This window comes from Prochlorococcus marinus CUG1435, assembly GCA_017644375.1.
GTDB classification, from domain to species: domain Bacteria; phylum Cyanobacteriota; class Cyanobacteriia; order PCC-6307; family Cyanobiaceae; genus Prochlorococcus_A; species Prochlorococcus_A marinus_AH.
In genome coordinates, this window is record JAEPLP010000001.1 from 842,240 (window position 1) to 866,544 (window position 24,305).

Annotated in this window: 23 protein-coding genes; 7 read left to right on the top strand and 16 right to left on the bottom strand. The window is 32.6% G+C overall.

All coding sequences use genetic code 11. The annotated features are described in order from the left end of the window. Positions 1-207 precede the first annotated feature (207 nt). On the top strand, positions 208-1,416 hold the full coding sequence (locus JJ844_04685) for a phosphoglycerate kinase (GenBank protein ID MBO6974974.1): 1,209 nt from the start codon (positions 208-210) through the stop codon (positions 1,414-1,416). Position 1,417: 1 nt separating this feature from the next. On the opposite strand, the gene JJ844_04690 is transcribed toward JJ844_04685, so the two are convergent. Then, positions 1,418-2,143 carry a hypothetical protein gene (locus tag JJ844_04690; GenBank protein ID MBO6974975.1) on the bottom strand — a complete coding sequence of 242 codons (726 nt, stop codon included), beginning with the start codon at positions 2,141-2,143 and terminating at the stop codon, positions 1,418-1,420. 40 nt (positions 2,144-2,183) lie between these two features. Here JJ844_04690 and JJ844_04695 point away from each other — a divergent pair, with 40 nt between their 5' ends. Further along, positions 2,184-3,275, top strand: coding sequence for a UDP-N-acetylglucosamine--N-acetylmuramyl-(pentapeptide) pyrophosphoryl-undecaprenol N-acetylglucosamine transferase (locus JJ844_04695; protein ID MBO6974976.1), 1,092 nt, complete (start codon positions 2,184-2,186; stop codon positions 3,273-3,275). On the opposite strand, the gene JJ844_04700 is transcribed toward JJ844_04695, so the two are convergent. The 10 genes from JJ844_04700 to JJ844_04745 form a co-directional block, all read right to left on the bottom strand. Next, entirely contained in the window at positions 3,254-4,339 is a 1,086-nt protein-coding gene (locus JJ844_04700; GenBank protein ID MBO6974977.1) for an aminotransferase class I/II-fold pyridoxal phosphate-dependent enzyme, read from the bottom strand. The genes JJ844_04695 and JJ844_04700 overlap by 22 nt on opposite strands. Positions 4,340-4,394: 55 nt before the next feature. Next, entirely contained in the window at positions 4,395-5,564 is a 1,170-nt protein-coding gene (locus tag JJ844_04705) for a quinone-dependent dihydroorotate dehydrogenase (GenBank protein ID MBO6974978.1), read from the bottom strand. Further along, positions 5,561-6,289, bottom strand: coding sequence for a ribonuclease HI (gene rnhA / locus JJ844_04710; GenBank protein ID MBO6974979.1), 729 nt, complete (start codon positions 6,287-6,289; stop codon positions 5,561-5,563). The genes JJ844_04705 and rnhA overlap by 4 nt, the downstream gene beginning before the upstream one ends. Positions 6,290-6,336: 47 nt before the next feature. After that, a complete protein-coding gene (gene rplL / locus JJ844_04715; protein MBO6974980.1) occupies positions 6,337-6,732 on the bottom strand; it encodes a 50S ribosomal protein L7/L12 in 396 nt (131 codons plus the stop codon). A 28-nt stretch (positions 6,733-6,760) separates the two neighbouring features. Beyond that, positions 6,761-7,288 carry a 50S ribosomal protein L10 gene (locus JJ844_04720; protein MBO6974981.1) on the bottom strand — a complete coding sequence of 176 codons (528 nt, stop codon included), beginning with the start codon at positions 7,286-7,288 and terminating at the stop codon, positions 6,761-6,763. Positions 7,289-7,477: 189 nt separating this feature from the next. Continuing rightward, entirely contained in the window at positions 7,478-8,185 is a 708-nt protein-coding gene (rplA, locus tag JJ844_04725; GenBank protein ID MBO6974982.1) for a 50S ribosomal protein L1, read from the bottom strand. 66 nt (positions 8,186-8,251) lie between these two features. Next, positions 8,252-8,677, bottom strand: coding sequence for a 50S ribosomal protein L11 (rplK, locus tag JJ844_04730; protein MBO6974983.1), 426 nt, complete (start codon positions 8,675-8,677; stop codon positions 8,252-8,254). Between the two features lie 67 nt (positions 8,678-8,744). Beyond that, complete coding sequence (gene nusG / locus JJ844_04735) at positions 8,745-9,356, bottom strand: transcription termination/antitermination protein NusG (protein MBO6974984.1); 612 nt, start codon at positions 9,354-9,356, stop codon at positions 8,745-8,747. Positions 9,357-9,409: 53 nt separating this feature from the next. Next, positions 9,410-9,652, bottom strand: a complete 243-nt coding sequence (gene secE / locus JJ844_04740; protein ID MBO6974985.1) for a preprotein translocase subunit SecE — start codon at positions 9,650-9,652, stop codon at positions 9,410-9,412. A gap of 61 nt (positions 9,653-9,713) precedes the next feature. Next, positions 9,714-12,470, bottom strand: coding sequence for an AAA family ATPase (locus JJ844_04745; GenBank protein ID MBO6974986.1), 2,757 nt, complete (start codon positions 12,468-12,470; stop codon positions 9,714-9,716). A gap of 258 nt (positions 12,471-12,728) precedes the next feature. Here JJ844_04745 and eno point away from each other — a divergent pair, with 258 nt between their 5' ends. Next, positions 12,729-14,021: a phosphopyruvate hydratase gene (gene eno / locus JJ844_04750; protein MBO6974987.1), complete on the top strand. Its 1,293-nt coding sequence runs from the start codon at positions 12,729-12,731 to the stop codon at positions 14,019-14,021. A 4-nt stretch (positions 14,022-14,025) separates the two neighbouring features. Here eno and JJ844_04755 read toward each other — a convergent pair whose 3' ends face one another. Together JJ844_04755 and JJ844_04760 are read right to left on the bottom strand one after the other, a co-directional pair. After that, positions 14,026-15,693 (bottom strand): AarF/ABC1/UbiB kinase family protein, encoded by a 1,668-nt coding sequence (locus JJ844_04755; protein MBO6974988.1) that lies wholly within the window; start codon positions 15,691-15,693, stop codon positions 14,026-14,028. Then, positions 15,690-16,007 (bottom strand): hypothetical protein, encoded by a 318-nt coding sequence (locus tag JJ844_04760; protein MBO6974989.1) that lies wholly within the window; start codon positions 16,005-16,007, stop codon positions 15,690-15,692. The genes JJ844_04755 and JJ844_04760 overlap by 4 nt, the downstream gene beginning before the upstream one ends. 252 nt (positions 16,008-16,259) lie before the next feature. Between JJ844_04760 and JJ844_04765 the strand changes: the two genes are divergently transcribed. Continuing rightward, complete coding sequence (locus JJ844_04765; GenBank protein ID MBO6974990.1) at positions 16,260-17,216, top strand: FAD-dependent oxidoreductase; 957 nt, start codon at positions 16,260-16,262, stop codon at positions 17,214-17,216. A gap of 20 nt (positions 17,217-17,236) precedes the next feature. Here the strand turns inward: JJ844_04765 and JJ844_04770 are convergent, their stop codons facing one another. From JJ844_04770 to JJ844_04780, 3 genes are read right to left on the bottom strand one after another with little or no spacing between them, the layout of a single operon-like run. Then, positions 17,237-17,518 carry a transcriptional regulator gene (locus JJ844_04770; GenBank protein ID MBO6974991.1) on the bottom strand — a complete coding sequence of 94 codons (282 nt, stop codon included), beginning with the start codon at positions 17,516-17,518 and terminating at the stop codon, positions 17,237-17,239. Between the two features lie 3 nt (positions 17,519-17,521). After that, positions 17,522-18,520 carry a sodium-dependent bicarbonate transport family permease gene (locus JJ844_04775; GenBank protein ID MBO6974992.1) on the bottom strand — a complete coding sequence of 333 codons (999 nt, stop codon included), beginning with the start codon at positions 18,518-18,520 and terminating at the stop codon, positions 17,522-17,524. A 3-nt stretch (positions 18,521-18,523) separates the two neighbouring features. After that, a complete protein-coding gene (locus JJ844_04780) occupies positions 18,524-20,179 on the bottom strand; it encodes a SulP family inorganic anion transporter (protein ID MBO6974993.1) in 1,656 nt (551 codons plus the stop codon). 222 nt (positions 20,180-20,401) lie between these two features. On the opposite strand from JJ844_04780, the gene hemB reads away from it, so the two are divergent. The 3 genes from hemB (at position 20,402) to JJ844_04795 (ending at position 24,277) form a co-directional block, all read left to right on the top strand. Then, positions 20,402-21,403, top strand: coding sequence for a porphobilinogen synthase (gene hemB, locus JJ844_04785; protein ID MBO6974994.1), 1,002 nt, complete (start codon positions 20,402-20,404; stop codon positions 21,401-21,403). A gap of 62 nt (positions 21,404-21,465) precedes the next feature. Then, on the top strand, positions 21,466-21,852 hold the full coding sequence (locus tag JJ844_04790) for a VOC family protein (protein ID MBO6974995.1): 387 nt from the start codon (positions 21,466-21,468) through the stop codon (positions 21,850-21,852). Positions 21,853-21,865: 13 nt separating this feature from the next. Further along, positions 21,866-24,277 carry an endonuclease MutS2 gene (locus JJ844_04795; protein MBO6974996.1) on the top strand — a complete coding sequence of 804 codons (2,412 nt, stop codon included), beginning with the start codon at positions 21,866-21,868 and terminating at the stop codon, positions 24,275-24,277. Positions 24,278-24,305 lie beyond the last annotated feature (28 nt).

Here is a 24,305-nt window from a genome sequence, read left to right on the forward strand (position 1 = left end):
AAATCAAATAAAATTTTGTATTCCTTTTAGTTTTTATAAGTTTCAAAAGTATCTACTTCTAAATTTTAGTATAAATTTAATGACTAAAAAATTTTTATAATCGTTAATTCTTAAAATTTATTAAGGCATAAGTAACAGTAACTACTTTTTAACCCAATAAGCCCAAATTAACGTTAGGGTCTTGAGATTATAAATTTAGCTTGTTTAATGTCAAAATTATCTCTTTCCAGTCTTGATAAGACACATTTAGAAGGAAAAAAAGTTCTTGTAAGAGTAGATTTTAATGTTCCATTAAATGAAGACGGTCAAATAACCGACGATACGCGTATTCGTGCAGCGATCCCAACTATTGAATATCTTATTAATCATTCTGCAAAAGTTATTTTAGCTGCTCATTTTGGTAGACCAAAGGGTCAGGTAAATGAAAAAATGAGATTAATTCCAGTAGCAGCAAGATTAAGTGAATTGTTGAGGCAAAATGTTGCTCTTACTAACAGTTGTATTGGTGATGAAGCAGTTGCAGAATCAAATAGCTTATCTAATGGAGATGTTCTTTTACTTGAAAATGTTCGTTTTTTTGGTGAAGAGGAAAAGAACGACTTGGAGTTTGCTAAAAAATTAGCATCACATGCAGATATGTATGTAAATGATGCTTTCGGTGCTGCTCATAGAGCTCATGCTTCAACTCAGGGTGTTACTAATTATTTAAGTCCCTCAGTAGCTGGCTTCCTTTTAGAAAAAGAATTGAAATACTTACAAGGAGCGATAGATGCCCCAAAGCGTCCATTGGCAGCAATAGTTGGAGGATCAAAGGTCAGTAGCAAAATAGGAGTGCTTGATTCTTTACTAGATAAGTGTGACAAAATTATGATTGGTGGAGGTATGATTTTTACTTTTTATAAAGCAAGAGGTCTAGATGTTGGAAAGAGCCTTGTAGAAGAAGACAAACTTGAGCTTGCCAAAGATTTAGAAGCAAAAGCAAAAGCAAAAGGGGTTGAATTATTATTACCTACTGATGTTGTTTTAGCTAATGAATTTTCTCCTGACGCCGAAAGTAAAATATCTCAAATTTATTCAATTAGTGGAGATTGGATGGGTCTCGATATTGGTCCAGATTCTATTAAAGTTTTTCAGAATGCTCTTGCAGAATGTAAGACAATAATTTGGAATGGTCCAATGGGAGTTTTCGAATTTGATAAATTTGCAGAAGGTACAAATGCAATAGCTACTACCCTTGCAGACTTAAGTGCTTTTTCTGAAGTTTGTACTATTATTGGTGGTGGAGATTCAGTCGCCGCTGTAGAGAAAGCAGGATTAGCTGAGAAAATGTCTCATATATCTACTGGAGGCGGAGCTAGTTTGGAACTTTTAGAAGGTAAAATTTTACCTGGTGTAGCTGCTTTAGACGACGCTTAAGCTATATTTTATCAACAATATCTATACTCTTTGTAAATGTAATCATCCCCTTGGGATGAGCTATGATTCCAGACCATATTTGTATCCCTGGCTTAGAAGGGGCTCGCGTCACTTTAAAAATTCCTCCCGTTGCTAATGGCTCTAATAATATGTCTTGTTCAAAAAATGAATTAACTTGATGAGGTTTTATACTACCTGCAATAATTATATCTTCAAGAGGTTTATTTAGAATGATATCAATATCATATTTTGAACCAGTAAGAACTTTATCAGGGATTTTAAAACTTATATCTATCTTATTACCATCATTTCTTATTGTCGTGAATAAATTTTTGATAATTCCTTGATCGATTTTCCCATTCACAATTGAAAATAAATAATCAAAATTGGATTCAAGTTTATGTATTTCTCCATTAACTATTTTTTCTCCCAAAACTTTTATTCGTAAAATATCTTTATTTCGAATGGTAGATTTTATTTTTTTAATCCTCCATTTGCTGTTAGGGAAATCATTAATAATCTTTGAAAATTGCTTTGGTATATTTTGATTCTCATCATCTCTAAAATTTTTTCTAATAAAAACTAAATCTCTCGAATTTAAAGAATTTTCTAGATTTTTAATAAAGTCACCTTTTAAAGTTTGCGTTATTGCTGAATAGGGAATAATGAGATAAATAAATAAGTAGAGAGGAACTCCTATATTTTTGAATAAGTTTAAATTCAACATTTTTTTTCAAGTTATTAACATTCTACTAATTTAGGGTTTTATGTCTAAAAAAAATAATTTATTAGTTGCAGCGAGTGGAACAGGGGGGCATATTTTCCCGGCTTTAGCAGTTTCTAAAGAAGCAGAAGATGAATGGAATATTCATTGGTTGGGAGTTCATCAAAGACTTGATGCAAATTTTATTCCTAAAAAATATAATTTGACGACTTTGAATTTAAAGACACCTAGAAAAAATATTTTTTTGTTTTATCAATATATAGAAATTTTAATGTCAACTTTCAAAATAATGCGTATTTTAAAAGAAAAAAAAATAAACTTAGTTTTTACTACTGGAGGTTATATATCAGCACCTACTATTATTGCTTCAAAACTTCTAAGGATACCAGTCATTATTCATGAATCAAATTTAATTCCAGGAATGGTCACACAGTATTTTGGTTTCTTGTGTAATTATGTTCTTTTAGGTTTTAAGAAAACAAATTCTTATTTAAGAAATTGCAAAACTATTTTTACTGGAACGCCTTTAAGACAGCAATTCTATAAATCTAATCCCTTGCCAGAATGGGTGCCAAAAGGAAAAGGACCTCTTTTAATTGTTATGGGAGGTAGTCAAGGAGCAAAAGCTATAAATCAAATTCTTTACGAATCTCTGGAATTTTTAATGAAAAAAAAGTTTCGAATAGTTCATATTATTGGTGAATGTAACAAATATACCTTTAATTTAAAAAATTCCAAAAATTATGTTCAAAAGAAATTTACTAATGAAATCGCAGGTTTAATTCAAAATTGTGATCTTGTAATATCGAGATCTGGTGCAGGAACAATAAATGAATTAATAGAGACTGAAAAACCTTCAATTTTAATTCCATTTCCTTATTCTAAAAATAATCATCAGGAGAAAAATGCAATGATTCTTGCCGAAAGTGGAGGCTCAGTTTTAATTAATCAAAATAATATCTCTAAAGAAGTTTTTGAAAAAACTCTAGAAAGAATTTTTAAAATAAAATTAAAAAACGGAAAAAATAACTACGAAATATTAGATCTCATGAAGAAGAATATGAAAAATAATAATAAAATGAATACTAAAAATAAGATCAAAAAATTTATTAATTATTTTTTAAAGGAATTTTGAATTTCATTACACAAAACAGTATTATTTTTCCTATTCTGCAAACTTATTCTTGCCCACTTGTCGTCAAGAAATTTAAAAGAATTACATTCTCTAAGCAATATACCCTTATTTTCTAGGTATTTTATATTTGGTGATAATGATGTTTTACTTTCTATTAAAAAAAAGTTGGTTGAAGAGTTATGAACTTTAAGGTTTTCTATTTTTGATAATTTTTTAGATACTCTCTCTCTTTCAATATTTATCCAGCGGTGAATCTGACTTGTCCATTTTTCATAGAATTTTTTATTATTTAGTAATTCAATTCCCGCTTTGATAGCAAAAGAATTTAAAGGCCAAGGGTCTCTATTGATTTTCCATTTCTTAAGTGTTGTCGAAGAGCCAACAACGTAACCTAATCTAAGACCTGGAATATTGAAGATTTTGGTTAAGCTTCTCAAGACTAATAAATTATCATATTTTTGAATTAATGGTATTAAAGATTCTTTGTCTCCATTCGGTGTTATCGATAAGAAAGCCTCATCACAAATTACTAATTTATATTTTTTTATAATTTTCTCTAATGAATACTTCCCCCATAATTGGCCGGTAGGGTTATGTGGATTTGTTATCCAAATAACATCACCTTTAGGATGAAGCGGAAATGATTGAGGAAAAACATTTTCCCAGTTTTTTGGTAATTCGTAATGAATGTAATTGCTATTCCAACAATTTAAAGATCTCTCATAATCAACAAAGCTTGGAGAGGGGATACAACTTATTCCAAATTTGGATGCTTCATACCCTGCCCAGGTTATTAGCTCAGAAGCTCCATTCCCAGGCAATATATTGTCTGGGTTTATCCTATGAAATTTACCAATTATTTCTCTCAAATCACTTAAGTTTCTCTCAGGGTAATATCTAAATCCAAGATTCTTAATTTCCTCATTTAATGAATCTATTAGTATCTGAGGAGGATCAAAGGGTACTAATGAGGCACTTGCGTCAATAATTTCAGAGGGTAATAAATTTAATTTCTTTGCTTTTGCATATACGTTTCCCCCATGTTTTAGGTTTGATGATTGCATGGTTAGTATTTTGTAATCATTAGGTTCCGGTTTATTCATTATTCATTTTCTTATTTTATTCAATCCATTTTAGATCTGATCCAATGGCCTCTTTTATATTTGATAATTTATGGATATTTAGTTGCTTGATAATTCCTTGGAGTATATCCGGTACTAATTGTGGACCCTTATATATCCATCCTGTATAAAGTTGAATTAATGATGCTCCAGAACAAATTCTTTCCCATGCTGACTCAGGACTATCTATTCCACCAACGCCAATTAAAATAATCTTTTTATCAATATTATGTATATGTTTGATTATTTGATTTGCTTTTTTTTGTAGAGGCCTTCCACTTAATCCTCCATCCTCTTCAGAAAGTAATAATCCGGTTTGCATGATCTTTCTATTTCCAAGACCTAATCTATCTATGCTGGTGTTAGTAGCAATTATTCCATCTATGTTTTCCTCGATTATTAATTGGCAAATATCTTCAATATCTTTAAAGCTTAGATCTGGTGCAATTTTGACAAATAATGGTGGACAACTGGGTAAGTTTTTAATTTCTTTAATAAGTTCTTTTAGAAGAATTGGATCTTGTAACTTTCTAAGTCCTTCAGTATTTGGAGAACTTACGTTGATTGCTGCATAATCACAATATGGAATTAATAATTTTAGAGAAGTTAAATAGTCATCTTGTGCTTGAGATAAATCTGTAATTTTAGACTTACCAAAATTTATCCCTAAACAAATATTATTTCTATTTTTTTTAAACTCAATTCCTTGTTCGACAAAGTTTTTAACTAGATTTTCAGCACCATAGTTATTGAAACCCATTCTATTTAATGCTGCCTCTTCTTCTGCTAATCTAAATAATCTTGGTTTGGGATTACCATTTTGAGGAAATTTAGTTACCGTACCAAGTTCGGCAAATCCAAAACCAAAATCTTTCCATATATTTGCGGCATTTCCATTTTTGTCAAAACCCGCAGCTAAACCAATTGGATTACAAAAATTTATTCCACATATGTTCTGAGTTAACCTTTTATCAACTACAGAAAATTCTTTATTTAGATTTTTGAAGATAGAAGAAACTACGGGCCAATTATATTTTCTTGAACTGAATGATAGGAGGCTAAGAGATAAATTTGTTAAGTATTCTGCATCAATTCCAGAGTCTTTTTTTAATACAGGGGTAATCAAGTTTTTATAAAGATTTTTAAATACCCCCTTTTGTAAATTCATAAAAAATCAGGATTCTTTTTTTCTATTATCCAATATTTTTTATCTTTAGGAATCAATCTCCAATTACGCCATTCAAAAAGTGAATATTGTTTTATCTTTAAGTGGTTTTCTTCACCTAATAAGGTGTCTAGTTCAGGTGAACTTAAAAGGTACTTTTTTTCTGCAAATTTTTTAATTAATTCATTGCGGGAAAATAATTCCTGAATTTCTGCAGGTGCATTTTTTTCAAAAAAATCAACAGAGGATTTTGCTTTTTTTAAGTTATTTTCTATAGATATACCTTTACTGTAATTAGTTGCAATTTTATCAACCCTATCATTTTGTTTATCCCCGCTATGACCTTTAACATATTCCATTATTAGGCCATTAATTCTTAATTGATCAATTTTTTGCCATAGATCAAGATTTTGAACTGGTTTTCCTGAACTTGTTTTCCATCCATTTCTCTTCCAATTAATAATCCATTTTGTATAACCCTCTATGACATATTTACTATCAGTTCTTAGTTTAAAGTTCTCTTTTAGTTGGTAGGTTTTTAATTTCTCAAGAGTTTTAATAGCCGCAGTGAGTTCCATTCTATTATTAGTAGTATTTTGCTCGGAACCACCTATTTCTAATTCGCTTTTATCGGCAAAAATTATTAAACCGCCCCAACCACCTGGGCCTGGATTACCACTGCAAGCTCCATCTGTTGCGGCTTCAATCGCAATACTATCACTATTCATAATTTTTGAAGCCGATATTAAGGTTATCGGCTTGAAAAAATGTACTCTTACTTAAGTGTAACTTTACCGCCAGCTTCTTCAATCTCTTTCTTTAAAGATTCAGCATCTGCTTTGGCAATTCCTTCTTTTACAGTTTTTGGTGCAGATTCAACAAGTGTTTTTGCATCGCCAAGACCTAGACCAGTTGCATTTCTTACAACCTTAAGGACTTTGATTTTTGCAGCTGCATCAAAGCTTTCGAGAACTACATCAAATTCAGTTTTCTCTTCAGCAGCGGCACCATCTCCATCACCGCCAGCTGCTCCTGGGGCTGCCATTACTACACCTGCAGAAGCTGCAGCAGATACTCCAAAAGCATCTTCAATTTGTTTGACGAGCTCAGATGCTTCTAAAAGTGATAGAGATTTTAATGATTCAAGAATTTCTTCAGTTTTTGCGGACATTTTCTTAAAGGTTAATTAGGGTTTGAATTTAAGATTCTGATTTTTCAGAATGTTGTTTAAGTGATCTTGCAAGCCCAGAAGGCACTTCATTGATAGAGATTGCAATTTTTGTTGCCACGCCATTTAGAGCGCCAGCAATTTTTGCCATCAATACTTCTTTAGATGGAAGACTTGCAATTTCTTTTATTTCAGAATTGCTAAGAAGTCTTCCTTCAAATAAAGCTCCTTTGGTCTCGGATTTTTTTGTGTCTTTTTGAAAAGATTGGATAGCTTTTACAGCACCACCAACATCTTCTTTAATTAAGACAAAAGCATTTGTTCCGGTCAGTAAAGATTCAAGATCGTTCCAATTACTATCTCCATCAATAGCTTTACGCATTAATGAATTTTTAGTAATTTTGCAAATGCCATTAGTTGTTTGCAATCTAGATCGCAAATCTGACATCTCTTTGATAGTTAAACCTTTATAGTCAAGAACTACAGCCATTTCCGAGTCGTTTAATAGAGATTTAATCTCAGTAACGATTTGTTGCTTATTCTCTAGTGTTCGGCCCATTGTTGTTTTTGGATCGTGATTTAGGGAGAGCAGGAAATGCGGCAAAGTCCTTTTAAAAGAGGCCGCTTTTATTAGATCCAAAAAGAAATAATTAAGACGAGTCCTCGGTAGGAATTAAAAATTTAGAAAAACTAAATTAACCTACTTTCTTTGGCCGTATTATTGCACTTTAAATTATACTACAAAGGGTTAACCTTCAGGTTGGTAATCTTGTACAGCATTTATGTCTAATTGAACTGAAGGCCCCATTGTTGAAGTCACATAAAATGTTTTCCAATACTTTCCTTTGGCTCCACTTGGTTTATTTTTATCAATTGATTCTTGTAAGGTTTTTAAGTTTTCAAATAGTGCCTCTTTTGTAAAACTTGCTTTTCCAAAGCGTACATGAACGATACCCGCTTTATCTGCTCTAAATTCGAGCTTACCAGCTTTGAATTCTTTAATGGCATTTGCAATATCGTTGGTTACTGTTCCAGCTTTAGGATTAGGCATTAAACCTCTAGGTCCTAAAACTCTTCCTAATTTTGCAACCTTTGGCATCATATCTGGAGTTGCTATAAGTAGATCGAACTCCATATTTCCTTTGTTTATGCTTTCCACAAGATCTTCCTCGCCAAATAAATCTGCACCAGCAGCCTTAGCTTTCGATACATTCTCACCGCTTGTAATTACTGCAATTTTGATACTTTGGCCAGTACCATGTGGTAATGCAACAGTGGTCCTTAATTGTTGATCAGTATATTTTGGATCAATACCTAAACGTATATGTGCTTCAATAGTTTCATCAAATTTTGCATTAGCATTTTCCTTGATAATACTAAGAGCTTCAAGAGGTGCATAAATGCGATCTTCTATCTTTGTTGATAGAGCCGCCATTCTTTTGGATAGTTTTTTCATAATAATATTGGGTGCAAACGGTTATTAACTAACCTCCCCTAAATAGTGAGAAATTTTGTATTGAACTCAATCAGTGATAGAGACGCCCATATTACGAGCAGTACCCTCAATTACTTTCATTGCTGATTCAACACTAGAACAGTTTAGATCAGGAAGCTTAGTTTTGGCTATTTCTTCTAATTGAGTTTTACTTATATTCCCAACAGAGCCTTTTGCGGATTCACCTGATCCTTTCTCTATACCAGCTGCTTTTGTTATTAAGACTGAAGCAGGAGGTGTTTTTGTGATGAAAGTAAAGCTTCTATCTTCAAAAACAGAAATCTCAACTGGAATTACAAAACCTGCTTTATCTTGTGTCCTTGCATTGTATTCTTTACAAAATGCCATGATATTAACACCATGTTGTCCTAAAGCTGGTCCTACAGGAGGAGCCGGATTTGCTTTGCCTGCTTGTAGAGCAAGCTTGATAACTGCAACAATTTTTTTTGCCATTAGATTAGAAAATTTAAGTTGAAGTAGAAAATCATAATTTTACTCGATAAACAAGAACATTTAGAAATTAATTTTGTTTATTGATTTGGGAGAATTCTAATTCTACAGGAGTCTCGCGCCCAAATATTGAAAGTAATGCTTTTAATTTATTTCTTTCCCCTGAAACTTCTATAACTTCTCCTTGGAAATCCTTGAATGGACCACTCGTTACTATGATTCTATCTTTTTCTTCAATATCTAACTTGATTACAGCTTTTTTCTCTGATGCGCGCTTAAAGATTCTATTAACTTCTTGTCTGGATAATGGTCGAGGTTTGATATGACCTCGCGATCTTCCGCTGCCTCTACCGTCTTCAGCACCAACAAAGTTAATTACATTTGGAGTACTTTTTACAGCCATCATTGTATCTTCATCCAAAATCATTCTTACGAGCACATAACCTGGGAAAACTTTTTCTTCAGTAGTTTGTCTGCTTCCATCTTTCTTTAATTTAATTCCAGGAGTTTGGGGAATTTCAATTTCAATGATTCGATTATTAACACCTAAAGTTACTGATCTCTGCTCAAGAGTCGCTTTTACTTTTTTTTCACAGCTTGATGCTACTTGAACTGCATACCATCTTGCGATGCTTGTATTTGCTTTTGAAGAAGCAAGGTTTGTAGTTAATTCATTACTCATTTTTTTATGGAAGCTTAATAAAGGTCTTTTTTAAATAGATATTCGGGACAAATTCAACCAAAAATTTGCGAGGCTGCCCATCCATAGAATCTGCTGACAGAAGCAATGGCTGCTGCAGAAAAAGATACCATAATTATAACTGCTACTGATTCGCTAAAAAGTTGTTGTTTGTTAGGCCATACGACAAGTTTAAGTTCATCGTAGGTAGATCTAAAAAAATTATTCTTTTTTTTAGGCTCTTCAATCTCAGGAGAATCCTTTTTTAGAGGTTCTTCATTAGTAGTAGGAGTTTTCACAAAATTTTTTTTGAAATTAAGCTTTCGCTTTAGTTATTATTTTAGCTTATTGATTTACTCCTCAGCTAGGTTTGAAAACGATCTCATCTTTTTTAGTGGGGTTAAGTTTAATTGCGATATTTTTTTTGTTTTTGAAGTTATCCTCTAAAAGTTTTGCAGCCAAGGGATTTTCTATTTGTCTTCTAAGTTCCCTGCTAAGTGGCCTAGCACCATATTCAGGTTCGAAAGAATCGTTTGCGATTTTATTAATAACTTTTTTGTCTATGGCGATATTTATATTCTGTTCAAGTAGCAGGTTTTTTAAATCTTCTGTTTGTAAAATAATTATTTTCTGAAGTTCATTAATAGATAATGGATCAAACTTTACTACCTCGTCAATTCTATTTAGAAATTCTGGTCTAAAAGTTGCAGACAATGTATTACTAATGATCTCATCTAGAGTTTGTTGACATATTTCTAACTTTCTATCACTTTTAGAAATCTTTTGTGAATACTCCAGTATAGATTTACCAGCTAGGTTGCTTGTCATAATGATTACGGTATTTTTGAAGTCTACAGTCCTTCCTTGAGAGTCCGTTAATCTTCCTTCATCTAAGACTTGTAAAAGGATATTAAAAACTTCTATATGTGCTTTTTCTATCTCATCAAGAAGTATTACTGAATAGGGTTTGCGTCTTACGGCTTCAGTTAATTGACCTCCCTCTTCATAACCAACATAACCTGGAGGAGCTCCCAAAAGTCGTGCAACGGCATTTTTTTCCATATATTCACTCATGTCTAATCTTAAAAGCGCGTCTTCTTCATCAAATAAAGCTGTTGCAAGAGATTTTGCTAATTCTGTTTTACCAACACCTGTGGGACCCATAAATAAAAAAGATCCGATAGGTCTTTTAGGACTTTTCATACCAACGCGAGCTCTTCTAATTGCAGCAGAAACAGCTTCTATAGCTTTTTCTTGTCCAATAACTTTTTCACTTAGTTCTGTTTCTAGATTGACTAATTTCTTACGTTCATTTGAAACTACTTTAGATATTGGAATACCTGTAATTTTTGAGACAACATCAGCAATATCATCAGGTTCAACTTGATATTTAAAAGGGAAATTTCTATTTTTCTTTATTTTATTAAAGTTCTCTTCAACTTTTTGTATATCATTCTCTATTTCACTTAACTCTTCTTCCAGCTTTTCTAAATAATCTAGATCATTTTCAATTTCGCGATTTGATTTTTCTTTAATTTGTTTGGTTAGCTTATCTTCTTCTTTCATTAAAATAGATAATTCCTCCATTTCTTCACGTAAATTGTTCCAATTTTCCAAAAGAACGTTCAATTTTGCCTCTGATTGTTTTCTATTACTAAATAGTTTTTCTTGAGCTTCGATATTTTCTCCTTGTAAATTATTCAATTTTTCATCAATAGTATTAATTTTGTTTTCTTGTTGGAGAATTATTGAAGGCATATTATTAGACTCGATTTTCAACTGTGCAGCTGCTTCATCAATTAAATCTATTGCACTATCAGGGAGACATTTATCGCTGATGTATCTGTCGGCCAATTTTGCAGAGTATTTTACAGCCTCTTCAGAAATTTTTATGCCATGATGTAATTCGTATTTCTTTTTGATCCCTTGTAATATTTTTGCGCTTAATTCTACTGAAGGTTCATTAACAGCTATCTTTTGAAAGCAATTATTTAATGCCTGATCTTTTTCAATAGTTTCACGAAATTTCTCAGGTGTTGTTGTACCGATACATCTAAGTTCTCCCTCAGCTAGTAGAGGTTTTAAGATATTACTGATGTCGGTAGAAGATCTGTTAGAACTTAATATTGAGTGAATTTCATCAATAAATAGAATCATTCCTTGGTTTGGATTATTTAGTTCCTGCATTATTAAGCTTAGTCTTTCCTCTAGTTGACCTCTAAATTTGGTCCCAGAAACTAATGCACCTAAGTCAAGTGAAATAATTTTTAAGTCCTTTAAAGTATCAGGAACTTTTTTGTCTACAATTAATTGAGCAAGTAATTTTGCAATTGAGGTTTTACCAACTCCAGGATTGCCAATAAGTATAGGGTTATTTTTGTTTCTTCTGCAGAGTACCCTCATTAAATTATTGATCTCATTTTCTCTTCCTAAAACGGGATCCAGTAAGCCTTTTTTAGCTGATTCTGTTAAATCTTTTCCATAAATTGAAAGAGCATTTTCATCTTTTCCAACTTGTTTTTTGGTTTCAATTTGAAGTTCACTTTTCGGTAATGGAACAATAGCTTTTTTCAATTTTTCTTCTTTAACTAAAGTTTCTTTGTCTGATTCAAAATTAGATTGATTATTTATTTCAATGACATTCCTATAATTAAAAGAATCTTTTGATTGATTAATATTTGGGTAAAACTTTAATTCTTCCTCTAATTTTTCCATTGAAAGGTTTCCTTCTTCAAAAACATAATTTCCAATTCTTAAATCTCTTCCAAGAGCAATTAGTAAATGAGGGATTTCTATTAATCTCGATCCCCATTGAGTTTTAATTTGATTCGCGTTATCTAATAAAATTTCTAAATCTTCTCCGATAGTAAAAATATCTGACTCATTTGTTGGTGTCTCTTCTAAAAAATCTTCTGTTATGTCTAAAACTGTATCTTGGTCGATTGATAATTTTTCAATGAAAGCAAAGAATTCACCTGATGTGAACAATGTATGAATTATGTGTTCAATATTAAATTCGCTATGATCCCATTTTTTTGCGGTTTCTTCCCCTAATAAAAGAAGGTTCCAGCTGATATCGCTAAATAGTTCAGGACTGGATGTAAGGGTTTCTCTCATAAACTATAAAACTACAGTTGATTATTAATATTCTAAATAGGATCTGCATTAATAATCATCCAATAATTTTCAAATTGTAAGATGAATTTTAAAAAAATTTTTTTGAGATGGGTTGCAATGACTTTGGAATTAATAAAAGTGTTAACTAATATCTAAACTGTTATGAAATAAAAAAATAATAATTATTTAACATATATATTTCAGATATTAGCCAAATAGTTCAGCTATTAATAGGATTTAAATAGTAATAATTAAATTGTGAAAGAAACTATTGATTTTCTTATTGATACTGTTGAAGCAAGGCAAGTCCTTGATTCAAGGGGTAATCCAACTGTAGAGGCAGAAGTATTCTTGGAATGTGGTGCAAGTGGTAGAGCAATTGTTCCCAGCGGAGCTAGCACTGGTGCTCATGAGGCACATGAATTAAGAGATGGTGGTTCGAAATATATGGGGAAAGGCGTTTTGAATGCTGTTAATAAAATTCATGAAACAATATCGCCGGCTTTATGTGGTTTGTCATCTTTAGATCAAACTGCAGTAGATAAATTAATGATTGAAATTGATGGAACTCCTAATAAGTCTAACCTTGGAGCAAATTCAATCCTTGCAGTAAGTCTTGCAACTGCTAGAGCATCAGCAAATGCTTTAGACATTCCCTTATATAGATATCTTGGAGATCCATTATCAAATCTTCTTCCAGTCCCATTGATGAATGTAATAAATGGTGGTGCTCATGCACCAAATAGTCTTGATTTTCAGGAATTTATGCTTGTCCCACATGGAGTTAATAATTTCAGTGAATCATTAAGAATGGGTACTGAAATTTTTCACTCATTAAAATCATTACTTGATCAAAAAGGTCTATCTACTGCTGTAGGCGATGAGGGTGGATTTGCCCCGAATTTGTCATCAAGCGAAGAGGCAGGGGACTTATTATTAGAAGCAATTCAAAAAGCCGGTTTTAAACCTGGTGAGCAGGTATCTTTAGCTTTAGATGCTGCTAGTACTGAATTTTATAGTGATGGTACTTATAAATATGAAGGGAAAAGTTTAAATAGTTCTGAAATGATTTCATATCTTTCAAGATTAGTTTCTAATTATCCAATAGTTTCAATAGAGGATGGTTTAGCTGAGGATGATTGGGAGGGTTGGTCAGAATTAAACAAAGAATTAGGAAATAAAGTTCAGCTTGTAGGTGATGATTTATTCGTTACTAATACAGAAAGGTTAAGGAAAGGGATTATGGAAAAATCTGCTAATTCAATTCTAATAAAGGTAAATCAAATTGGAACATTAACTGAAACTTTGGAAGCTATTGAGTTAGCTAAAATGTCTGGTTTCACAAGTGTTATTAGTCATAGAAGTGGTGAGACTGAAGATACAACAATTGCAGATTTATCTGTCGCAACAAGATCGGGTCAGATCAAGACAGGCTCTTTGAGCAGAAGTGAAAGGATTGCAAAATATAATAGGCTTTTAAAAATTGAGGAGGAATTAGGAAATCAAGCAAGATTCGCTGGAGCTTTAGGTTTAGGTCCCAAAAATATATAGTTTTTTAGCGCTTAAGTTTTTCTAAACGTGAGCCTTTTCTCATACTTAATTGGCACTTTATCCAGTCAATACTTATTGGTAGTGCAAAAAAAAGTGGCAATAATGCAAAATTATTTTGTTTATTGGTTACAAGTAAAGCAGACGCAATTGATAAGCTTCCTATAAGAATTGAATGGCCTAAAGTTTTTTGAGCAGTAAACATTTTTTTGAATTGCCTATCAGACTCTCCCATTCTTATTTGCAATTGTAAATCGCCCTGCTCTAATCTTTCTAAACTTTCATCTATTCTCTTGGGAATCCCAACAGCTTTTGATCCTAGTTCACCTACTTGCCTTCCAAATTGGTTAATTAAATCGTTGGGAGTTTGATTATTTGAAGTCATAAGTTCTATTAAATAAGGCTTGGTAACTGATACAAGGTTAAACCCTGGATCAAGCATTCTACCAACTCCTTCAAAAGTTGATAAAGCTCTCATCACAAAGATTAAATCTACTGGCAGTTGAAATGGTGTTTCATAAACAAGTTCGTATAAATCTCCAGATAATTTTTCGATAATATTTGGACTAAATGGAGGAGTTAAGGCTTCTTTAAGCATCAATCTGACTAATCTTCTGACTGGTCCTACATCTATATCTTTTGAAATTAGCCCAGCTTGTTGTAATTGAGTAACAAGTGATGAGGCGTCTCTAAGAGCAGCAGCCTTAACCATCCCCCCTAATCTTGTTTGAAGATTATTTGAGATATTGCCCATCATTCCAAAATCATAAAAAATCAATTTACCTTCATATGAAACTGCTAGATTCCCTGGATGAGGGTCTGCATGAAAAAAACCATAATTTACTAATTGTTTTAAATAGCTGATGGCACCTATTTCTGCAATCTTAGGTAAATCAATTTCTTGTGATTGTAATTTTTCTAAATCGCTTATTTTTGTGCCTTCTAAATAACTTAAACAAAGAACTTTTTCACTGCTCATATCCCAAATTACTTCAGGGACTTCAACATTTTCATCATCAAGAAATTGCTGTCTAAATCTTGCTGCATATTGTGCTTCACAATTAAAATCAAGCTCTTTCATGAGAACTTTCCTACACTCTCTAGCAATTTCAACCCAGTTTCTACCTCGACTCCAATTCTTGTTTTTCTGTAATAATCCTGCTATTTGCTGCATTATGCCCAAATCGATAATAAACAATTCTTTCAAATTGGGTCTTTGAACTTTAAATACTACTTTCTTACCATTTTTTAAAGTCGCTCTATGAACCTGAGCTAGTGATGCTGATCCAACCGGATCACATATTATTTGATCTATTTCATTAAACTTAGACCCTAGTTCATCTCTTATAGTTTCTTCAACTTGCGAAAATGAAAAATTAGGAACTTGATCCTGCAATTTAGACAATTCCTGTATCCAGGTATTAGGAATCAAATCAGGTCTCGCTGATAATAATTGTCCAATTTTAATAAATGCTGAACCAAGCTTTATTAATTGATTAGTAAACCACCTAGCTCTTTTAATTTGGACCCTACTTTTTTCATTGCTTTTAGTTCGGAGAATTGTAAATCTAATATTATCTATCCACAAAATTATTAAAAGTGAAATCAGAGTTATCCAAATAAGAAGGGCCCTCTTCAATTTTTTTAAACGATAATGAAAAATGTTATAGCTCATTTAATTTGATTATTTTTAGTTTTATTAAGGAGATCAATTTGCTTATTGATACCTTCAATTTCATTTAAAGCTTTTTTTATTTTGGAATCTTGATAAGTATTTGAGTACTCATTTTCTTGAATATTTTCCGCTTTTTCCATTCTTGAGGCTTCTTCGATTATGGATTCTTTCAAACTATCAAATTCTTTTTTGAGAATTTCTGGAGCATCTTGAGCAATATTTGTTGCTTCTTCAATTTTTTCAACTAATATCTCGCTTAATTTTTCGGTTACTTTCTTAATGGCAGCTTTTAAAAGGTAGTCAGAGTTGGTCATAAAAAATATATTGTTTCTTCGGCAATTGATTTTTCGATATGAACTAATAATAGATCAATAAAGAACATTTCACGTAACTGATCATTTTGATAATTAATTTTTTATGTTTTTCCTATGTAAGTTTGTTTCTATATTATGCTTTTTTCTTTTTTTTCTTCTAACTTATATCTATGTAAAGGTTAGTTATTTCATTAAAAATATCTTCTAACCAAGAACTCATCTAATTAACTACTAAAAAGGAGTTTTATTAAATTGGAAATCATTGAGTCAGATGTAGTTATTATCGGAGGAGGCCCGGCCGGATGTACTTGCGCACTTTATACATCTCGTTCAAACTTAAAAACAGTAATCTTAGATAAAAATCCCTCTGTTGGAGCCTTAGCAATAACCCATCAAATAGCTAATTATCCAGGTGTTCCGGTTGATATAAGTGGGGAGAAATTGCTTACTCTAATGAGAGAACAGGCTGTGCAATATGGTACAGACTATAGAAGAGCACAAGTATTTGGAATAGACACTAGTGGAGAATGGAAAATGGTTTATACACCTGAAGGCACTTTCAAAGCTAAAGCACTTGTACTTGCAAGTGGTGCAATGGGTAGGCCTGCATCATTTAAGGGCGAAGCGGATTTTCTTGGCAAAGGAGTAAGTTATTGTGCTACATGTGATGGGGCTTTTTATAAAAATAGAGAAGTTGCCGTTGTTGGAGTGAACAAGGAGGCAATTGAAGAGGCAACTGTCCTAACTAAATTTGCATCAACTGTACATTGGATTACATCAAGTGACCCTAAATCAGATAATGAAGAAGCTATGGAATTGATGGATAATTCAAATATAAAACATTGGAGTAGAACAAGATTATTGGAAATATTGGGTGATGAAATGGGTGTTAATGGGGTTGTTGTAAAAAATAAGCAAGAAGAAAATCCTATCAATTTAAATTTAGATGGAGTCTTTGTCTATATGAGTGGTTCAAAGCCGATTACTGATTTTTTAGGTGATCAAATTGCCTTAAAAGAAGATGGAGGAGTAATTGTGGATGACTTTATGTCTACAAACTCTGATGGAGTATGGGCTATTGGAGATATAAGAAATACACCATTTAAGCAAGCAGTCGTTGCGGCTTCTGATGGATGTATTGCTGCGATGTCAATTGATAGATATTTAAATAGTAGAAAAAATATAAGAGTAGATTGGATTCATTCTTAAAACAAAAATTTTAATTTTTTTTAAAGGGGTGTTGCTTCAGAAATATAAGCTACTCCTCCGTAGTAGCTTAAATCGTCCCTGATGTTATCTCTCATTTTATCTATCAATTCTTGCTCACAAAAAACAATTACATGAGCATTTGCTCCCAATCCTGTAAATTCCATATCTTCAGTAACAACTCTTTCAGGACCTCTGCCTGTAGCGTGTTTCATAACGGTATATCCAGGAACATTAGCTTTTTCTAATGTTTTAATGATTGCATCTAGTTCTCTTTCACTAAATATTAAGTCTAATCTTTTCATTTTTTATAGAGGGGAAAGTGGAATAATGGTATTTACTAAACTCATATATATTGGAATGCCAAGAACTATATTGAATGGGAAAGTTAGACCTAGTGTAGTTGAAATATAATAACTAGATTTAGCTTCTGGAACTGTCATCCTCATAGCTGCAGGAACTGCTAAATAAGAGGCGCTTGCACATAAAACCACAAATAAAAGTGCGTTGCCAGGTCCTAAAGATAAAAATCTTGCAACGAAAACACCAATAAATGCATTAAATAGAGGCATGAAAATAGCAAACCCAATCAAAAACGAACCCGCATTCTTCAATCTTGGTAATCTTTGAGCAGCGACTATTCCCATATCTAATAAGAAGAAGCATTCTGCTCCATAGAATAATTGTCCAGTAAAAGGCTCCATTTTTGTAATTCCTGAGGGATTACTGGAAGCAGTCAGAAATCCCACAATTAAGCTTGAAAGCAATAAATAAACTGATCCATTCAAAAGTGATTCGTGTAGTATTGCGCTTAGATGCATTTTTCTTGATTTTGGTCTATTTTTTGGAGCTGCAAATTTCACAAGTAATAATCCAACAATGATTGCAGGAGATTCCATTAAAGCTAAGGCGCCAACCATAAACCCATCAAAAGCTATTTTTTGACTTTCTAAAAAACTTTCTGCGGAAATAAATGTAACAGCACTAATCGAACCGTATGCTGCTGCTATTGCGGCTGAATTAAAGACATCAAACTTAAATCTTAAAATTAAAAATCCAATCAGAGGGATTACTAGTGACATCAGTATTGCAGCGCTTAAAGTAGGCAATACTTGATTTGTAAACCCACTTTTCTGTATCTCTATACCTCCTTTGAACCCAATAGCTAGGAGCAGATATAAGGAGAAAAGTTTAGGTAATGGAGCTGGTATTTCTAAATCAGATTTAAAGAATACTGATGTTGCTCCAATCAAAAAGAAAAGAACTGGCGGGGCTAATACATTTTGCAGAATTGGATCTATTTCCATAAATTACGAAGCTATTTCATTTAGAGCAGTTTCTAAAGCTTCTTTTCTTGTTTCAATAATCCCTTCAACTCCAAACTTAGCTAATCTATCTTTCACTTTTTCATTTGCACCAGCAACAAACGCTTTTCTGGAATTATTTTTTGCTTCTTGCATCATATCCTCTATTGCGAGAGTAGCCGTGACTCCAAGTCTTGGTACATCAGTGATATCTAATATCAAAACCTTGTAGTTTCTTACAAGCATCATTCTTTCAGATATTCCTTTAGCTGCTCCAAAACTAAGTGGTCCTTTTAGTCTAAATAACATTACTTCTCCTGAACATCTATCCAGAAGTGCTTTTTCATCAGCAGGCAATGCATTTTTTACTTGATCATTTTTTGATAAAGGATTATCCTCATCCATACCTTCTAGTTGAGTTTCGGTTATTGAATCAATAGTGAGCATATTTGCTATGAATACACCGACTAAAACTGCCCAAATTAAATCCCAAAAAACAGTCATTAAAAGTACCCCGTACATTACTACTGATGTTTTTAAAGATAATTTGTGAGCCCTCCTCAAGAATCCCCAATCAATAATATCTAGGCCTACTTTTATAAGAATTCCTGCTAGCAATGCAGTTGGTATTTGCTCAGCCAAAGGTCCAGCACCAACTAAAACTATCAACAATACAACTGAGTGAACCATACCAGAAATGGGAGTTGATCCTCCAGATTTAACATTTATAACTGTTCTCATGGTTGCTCCTGCTCCAGGTAAACCTGAAAACAGACCTGCTACAGCATTTCCTATTCCTTGACCAATAAGTTCTCTATCAGAATTATGTTTTGTTTGAGAGATATTGTCTGCTACTAGAGATGTCAGTAAGGAGTCAATAGCGCCAAGGACTGCTAGGACTAATCCTGCCTTGAAAATAATTGGGAAATATTGATTAAAACTTGGGAAATTTAAAGATGGAACTCCCCTCGGAATTTCTCCAATTCTATCAATAGATCCGTCTCCAAAAATTAAAATTGATATTGGAGTTACTATCAATAAGGCCAATAGAGGAGAAGGAACCCATTGACTTATTTTTCTAGGAGTTAGAAATACTATACCTAGAGTCATTATTGCCACTCCAATAGCAGCACCATTTGGCTGGAAATTTGAAAATACAGTAGATAAAGATTCGACTACCCCACCACGAGTGCTAATACCTAGTAATGGTCCAATCTGAAGTGCAATGATTATGACTCCAATACCAGACATAAATCCTGATACAACAGAATATGGAACTAAAGTAATATATTTTCCTAGTTTTAGAATCCCAAATAATATTTGCAGTAAGCCGCCAATGACTACCGCTGCCATCACTAAAGGTAAAATTTGTCCTGCAGAGAGATCTCTTGGAACCCCCACTGCTGCTAAGCCTGCTACTACGCCAGCAACAGTTACGCTCATTGGACCGGTAGGTCCACTAACCTGAGCAGGTGTTCCACCGAACAATGCTGCTAAAAAACCAACTACTACTGCCCCATATAGTCCATAAATTGCTCCGCCAGGTCCTAACGCAGCATTACCAAAAGCAAGAGCGAGAGGTAAAGCCACCACTGCGGCTGTGATCCCTCCTAGAATATCTCCTCTTACATTCTTTAGATGAAATCCATTAATTATTTTCAAAGATACTCTCCTTTAAATAAATACTTAACTAAAAGATATTATCTCTTTATGACGTACATTTGTGAAAAATGAAGTTTGTGCAAAATATTTTTGTAACTTTTTTTGCTTTTTTTAAATAAATTTTAGTTACTTTTCCTGAACAAAAGTAGTCTCTGATTGATTTATGTGCGAGGCAAGCGATTAATGTATTAGATAAATGTTTTTCAATTTAATAATATTCAAATGAATTCGATTATTCGTCCAAGAAGATTAAGAAGAACTGAGGCAATTAGAGAAATGGTTAGAGAAAACCATTTGGCGGCATCGGACTTTATCTATCCATTATTTATTCATGAAAAAGATTTTAAAGAGGAAATTTCCGCAATGCCCGGAATTTACAGATGGGATATTAATGGTTTATTGAAGGAGGTTACTAGGGCATGGGAATTGGGAATTAGATGTGTGGTTCTTTTCCCAAAAATTATCGATAGCTTAAAGACTGAAGATGGAGCAGAATGTTTTAATGAGGATGGTTTAATACCTAAAGCTATTCGAATATTAAAAAAAGAGATTCCAGGAATGGCAATAATGACAGATGTTGCCTTGGACCCTTACTCGTGTGATGGACATGATGGCTTAGTTGATGAAACTGGAAAAATATTGAATGATGAAACGATTGAAATTTTAAAAAAACAAGCTTTAACTCAAGCTAGAGCTGGAGCAGATTTTATTGGCCCTAGTGACATGATGGATGGGAGAGTTGGAGCAATTAGGACTGCTCTTGATAGTGAAGGATTTAGTGATGTAGGTATTATTAGTTATACAGCTAAATATTCATCTGCTTATTATGGTCCGTTTAGAACTGCTTTAGATTCGGCGCCTAGAGAAAATAGTAAGAAAGTAATTCCAGACAATAAGTCTACATATCAAATGGACCCTGCCAATTCAAAAGAAGCTTTAATTGAATCTGCACTGGATCAGTATGAAGGAGCTGATATTTTGATGGTAAAACCAGGAATTTCATATTTGGATATTGTTTATAGACTAAGCACATTTTCAAATAAGCCCATAGCCGCATACAACGTTAGTGGGGAGTATTCCATGGTAAAGTCTGCTGCTATGAAGAATTGGATTAACGAAAAAGATATTGTTTTAGAGACATTGCTTAGTTTTAAAAGAGCAGGAGCAAAATTAATACTCACTTATCATGCTTGTGATGCATCTCAATGGTTGCAGGATACTTAAAAACTCATTATTAACAAAAATTTGGTTTATTCTTAGATAAGTAATAAATTAATTGCTTTGTTTTGAAGTTTTCACAAGGAGTAAATAGGATTGGTCACATTGCACTTAGAGTAGAGAATCTCGAAAGGGCGAAATCTTTTTATATTAAGCTGGGTATGAATTTGGTTTGGGATGATAAAGATTGGTCTTATTTAGAGGCAGGTAAAGGGAAAGATGGCCTTGCGTTGTTAGGCCCTAGCTATAAAGCTGCGGGACCCCACTTTGCTTTTCATTTTGAAAATAAAAAAGAAGTGGAAAATATTCAAAATGATTTAAAAAATTCTGGTGTAAAAGTTGGTCCTTTACATGAGCATAGAGATGGAACAGCATCTTTTTATATGAAGGATACTGAAGGAAACTGGCTTGAGATGCTTTATGTTCCTCCTGAAGGGATTCAATCGAATGTTTGATTCTTTTTTTTGTATGCAAGAGAAAAGTTATTCTAAAAAATCATATTCAGATAACACCTTAGAAGAAGAATCTATAAACCTTTTAGAGTGGGATTCATTAAAAACTCATTTATCTTCATTCGCCTCAACGGAAATGGGTAAACGATCAATTTTAAGTTTTGTTATACCTTCAGAATACGAGGCATCTAAAAAACTTTTGAATGAAACTGTTGAAATTAATGAGCTAGAAAAAAATTTAGATAAATCAATTAGTTTTTCTGGTGTTTTTGATATTAGTAGAAATATTGAAATTTGTTCGAAGGGAGGTGTAATTTCATCTTCTGAATTGTTAGAAATAGCGAAAACAATTGCTGCAGCAAGAAATTTAAAAAAAATCTTAATAGATTTTGAACAAAGGCCTTATATTTCATCATTCACAAAAAATTTAACTGACCATCAGAATATCGAAACGATTTTTAAAAAAGGCATTGAATCGAATGGAAGGATTTCAGACAATGCTAGTAATGAACTATCTATTCTTAGAAAAGAATTTTTATCTAAGAAACTTGAAAGAAAAATATTAGTTGAGAAATTTATTCAAAAGAATTTAGCTTATTTGCAAGATACTACTATTGGAGATCGATATGGAAGGCCTGTTTTAGCAGTGAAAGTTAATTATGTAGATAAATTTAAAGGAATAATTCATGACTCTTCATCTTCAGGAAATACAGTATATTTTGAGCCTGAAAGTGTAGTAACTAAAGGTAATAAGATTGCTTCTTTAGAGGCTAGGATCACAGCAGAAGAATTTAAATTACTTAAGCAATGGTCTCAGGTTGTTAGTGATAATTCAAAAAATCTTATTGAAATGGCATCCATTTTATTAAGACTAGAAAATGCCCTAACTCGTTCAAGATATTCGAAATGGATTGGAGGTAAAACTCCTACATTTGAGAAAAATCCTATTATTTCTTTAATTGGTTTTTCTCATCCATTATTGATTTGGGAACATAAGAAAAAAGGAGCTCCCCCACCAGTAGCTGTCGATTTTTATATAAATAGAAATATTAAGGTTGTAGCTATTACAGGTCCAAATACTGGAGGTAAAACAGCAGCTTTAAAAGGTTTGGGCTTGTCTTTACTTATGGCTAGAGCAGGATTATTGATACCTTCAACTAATAATCCTATTATCCCTTTTTGTCCAAATATATATGTGGATATAGGGGATAATCAATCATTAGAAGAAAATTTATCTACCTTTAGTGGGCATATATCTCGCATAAAAGAGATATTAGATTCACTTGATGATAAGAAAGGATTATCAGTTGTTTTGTTAGATGAGATTGGATCTGGCACAGATCCTCTTGAAGGAAGTGCCCTTGCGATGGCTTTATTAAAAGAATTTGCAAATAAATCTGATATCACTTTGGCAACTACACATTATGGAGATATTAAGGCTTTAAAATATAACGACTCAAGATTTGAAAACGTATCAGTTGCCTTTGATGAAGAATCTTTGAAGCCAAAATATATACTTAACTGGGGTATTCCTGGGAGAAGTAATGCTTTGTCAATTTCAAAGAGAATTGGTCTCGATGAAAGCATACTCAATGAAGCTGCAAATTATCTAAAGCCAAAAGAAGTTGACAATATTAACAGTATTATTAAAGGACTTGAGGAAGAGAGGATTAAACAACAAAATTCTGCAGAAGCTGCTGCAGAATTGATTGCAAGGACTGAAATATTACATGATGAATTGAAGAGAAATTATGAATATCAAAAAATAAATGCTCAAAAAATCCAGGAAATTGAGAGGTCTAAATTATCAAAACATATCATATCCGCTAAAAAAGAGGTGATAGATTTGATTAAAAAATTAAGAGATAAAAATGTTAATGGAGAGGATACGAGAATTATTGGAAAAAGATTAAAGGAAATTGAGACGGAACATTTAACCCAAAAAAAATCTGAAAAGTCAATATCATGGGATCCTCAGATAGGCGATTTTGTAAAGATTAAAAGTCTAAATAGTAAGGGACAAATTGTAGATTTTGATAAAAAAGGTGGTTTCTATGAAATTAAATGTGGTTCATTTAGAAGCACATTATCTGTAAATGACTTTGAAGGTATTAATGGAGAAAAGCCTAATTTCAAAAGTTCAAAAATTGAAATCGAGTCTACAAGAGAAGATTTTTCTTTTTCTAAAATTAGAACGAGTAAAAATACAATAGACGTAAGAGGGTTAAGAGTTCATGAAGCCGAAATAATTATTGAGGAGAAAATTAGAAAATTTCATGGACCGTTATGGATTGTTCATGGAATTGGTACAGGGAAATTAAAAAAAGGACTAAGAAATTGGTTATCAGGTTTAAATTATGTTGATAAGATTGAAGATGCAGCCAACAACGAGGGTGGTCCTGGTTGCAGTATTGCGTGGATAAAATAAAATTTAAAATACCTAGAAAAAAATTTAA

Coding starts and splice junctions, on each gene's coding strand:
- JJ844_04685 (MBO6974974.1), top strand. CDS start 208: ATGTCAAAATTATCTCTTTCCAGTCTTGATAAGACACATTTAGAAGGA.
- JJ844_04690 (MBO6974975.1), bottom strand. CDS start 2,143: ATGTTGAATTTAAACTTATTCAAAAATATAGGAGTTCCTCTCTACTTA.
- JJ844_04695 (MBO6974976.1), top strand. CDS start 2,184: ATGTCTAAAAAAAATAATTTATTAGTTGCAGCGAGTGGAACAGGGGGG.
- JJ844_04700 (MBO6974977.1), bottom strand. CDS start 4,339: ATGCAATCATCAAACCTAAAACATGGGGGAAACGTATATGCAAAAGCA.
- JJ844_04705 (MBO6974978.1), bottom strand. CDS start 5,564: ATGAATTTACAAAAGGGGGTATTTAAAAATCTTTATAAAAACTTGATT.
- rnhA (MBO6974979.1), bottom strand. CDS start 6,289: ATGAATAGTGATAGTATTGCGATTGAAGCCGCAACAGATGGAGCTTGC.
- rplL (MBO6974980.1), bottom strand. CDS start 6,732: ATGTCCGCAAAAACTGAAGAAATTCTTGAATCATTAAAATCTCTATCA.
- JJ844_04720 (MBO6974981.1), bottom strand. CDS start 7,288: ATGGGCCGAACACTAGAGAATAAGCAACAAATCGTTACTGAGATTAAA.
- rplA (MBO6974982.1), bottom strand. CDS start 8,185: ATGAAAAAACTATCCAAAAGAATGGCGGCTCTATCAACAAAGATAGAA.
- rplK (MBO6974983.1), bottom strand. CDS start 8,677: ATGGCAAAAAAAATTGTTGCAGTTATCAAGCTTGCTCTACAAGCAGGC.
- nusG (MBO6974984.1), bottom strand. CDS start 9,356: ATGAGTAATGAATTAACTACAAACCTTGCTTCTTCAAAAGCAAATACA.
- JJ844_04745 (MBO6974986.1), bottom strand. CDS start 12,470: ATGAGAGAAACCCTTACATCCAGTCCTGAACTATTTAGCGATATCAGC.
- JJ844_04755 (MBO6974988.1), bottom strand. CDS start 15,693: ATGAGCTATAACATTTTTCATTATCGTTTAAAAAAATTGAAGAGGGCC.
- JJ844_04760 (MBO6974989.1), bottom strand. CDS start 16,007: ATGACCAACTCTGACTACCTTTTAAAAGCTGCCATTAAGAAAGTAACC.
- JJ844_04770 (MBO6974991.1), bottom strand. CDS start 17,518: ATGAAAAGATTAGACTTAATATTTAGTGAAAGAGAACTAGATGCAATC.
- JJ844_04775 (MBO6974992.1), bottom strand. CDS start 18,520: ATGGAAATAGATCCAATTCTGCAAAATGTATTAGCCCCGCCAGTTCTT.
- hemB (MBO6974994.1), top strand. CDS start 20,402: ATGAATTCGATTATTCGTCCAAGAAGATTAAGAAGAACTGAGGCAATT.
- JJ844_04795 (MBO6974996.1), top strand. CDS start 21,866: ATGCAAGAGAAAAGTTATTCTAAAAAATCATATTCAGATAACACCTTA.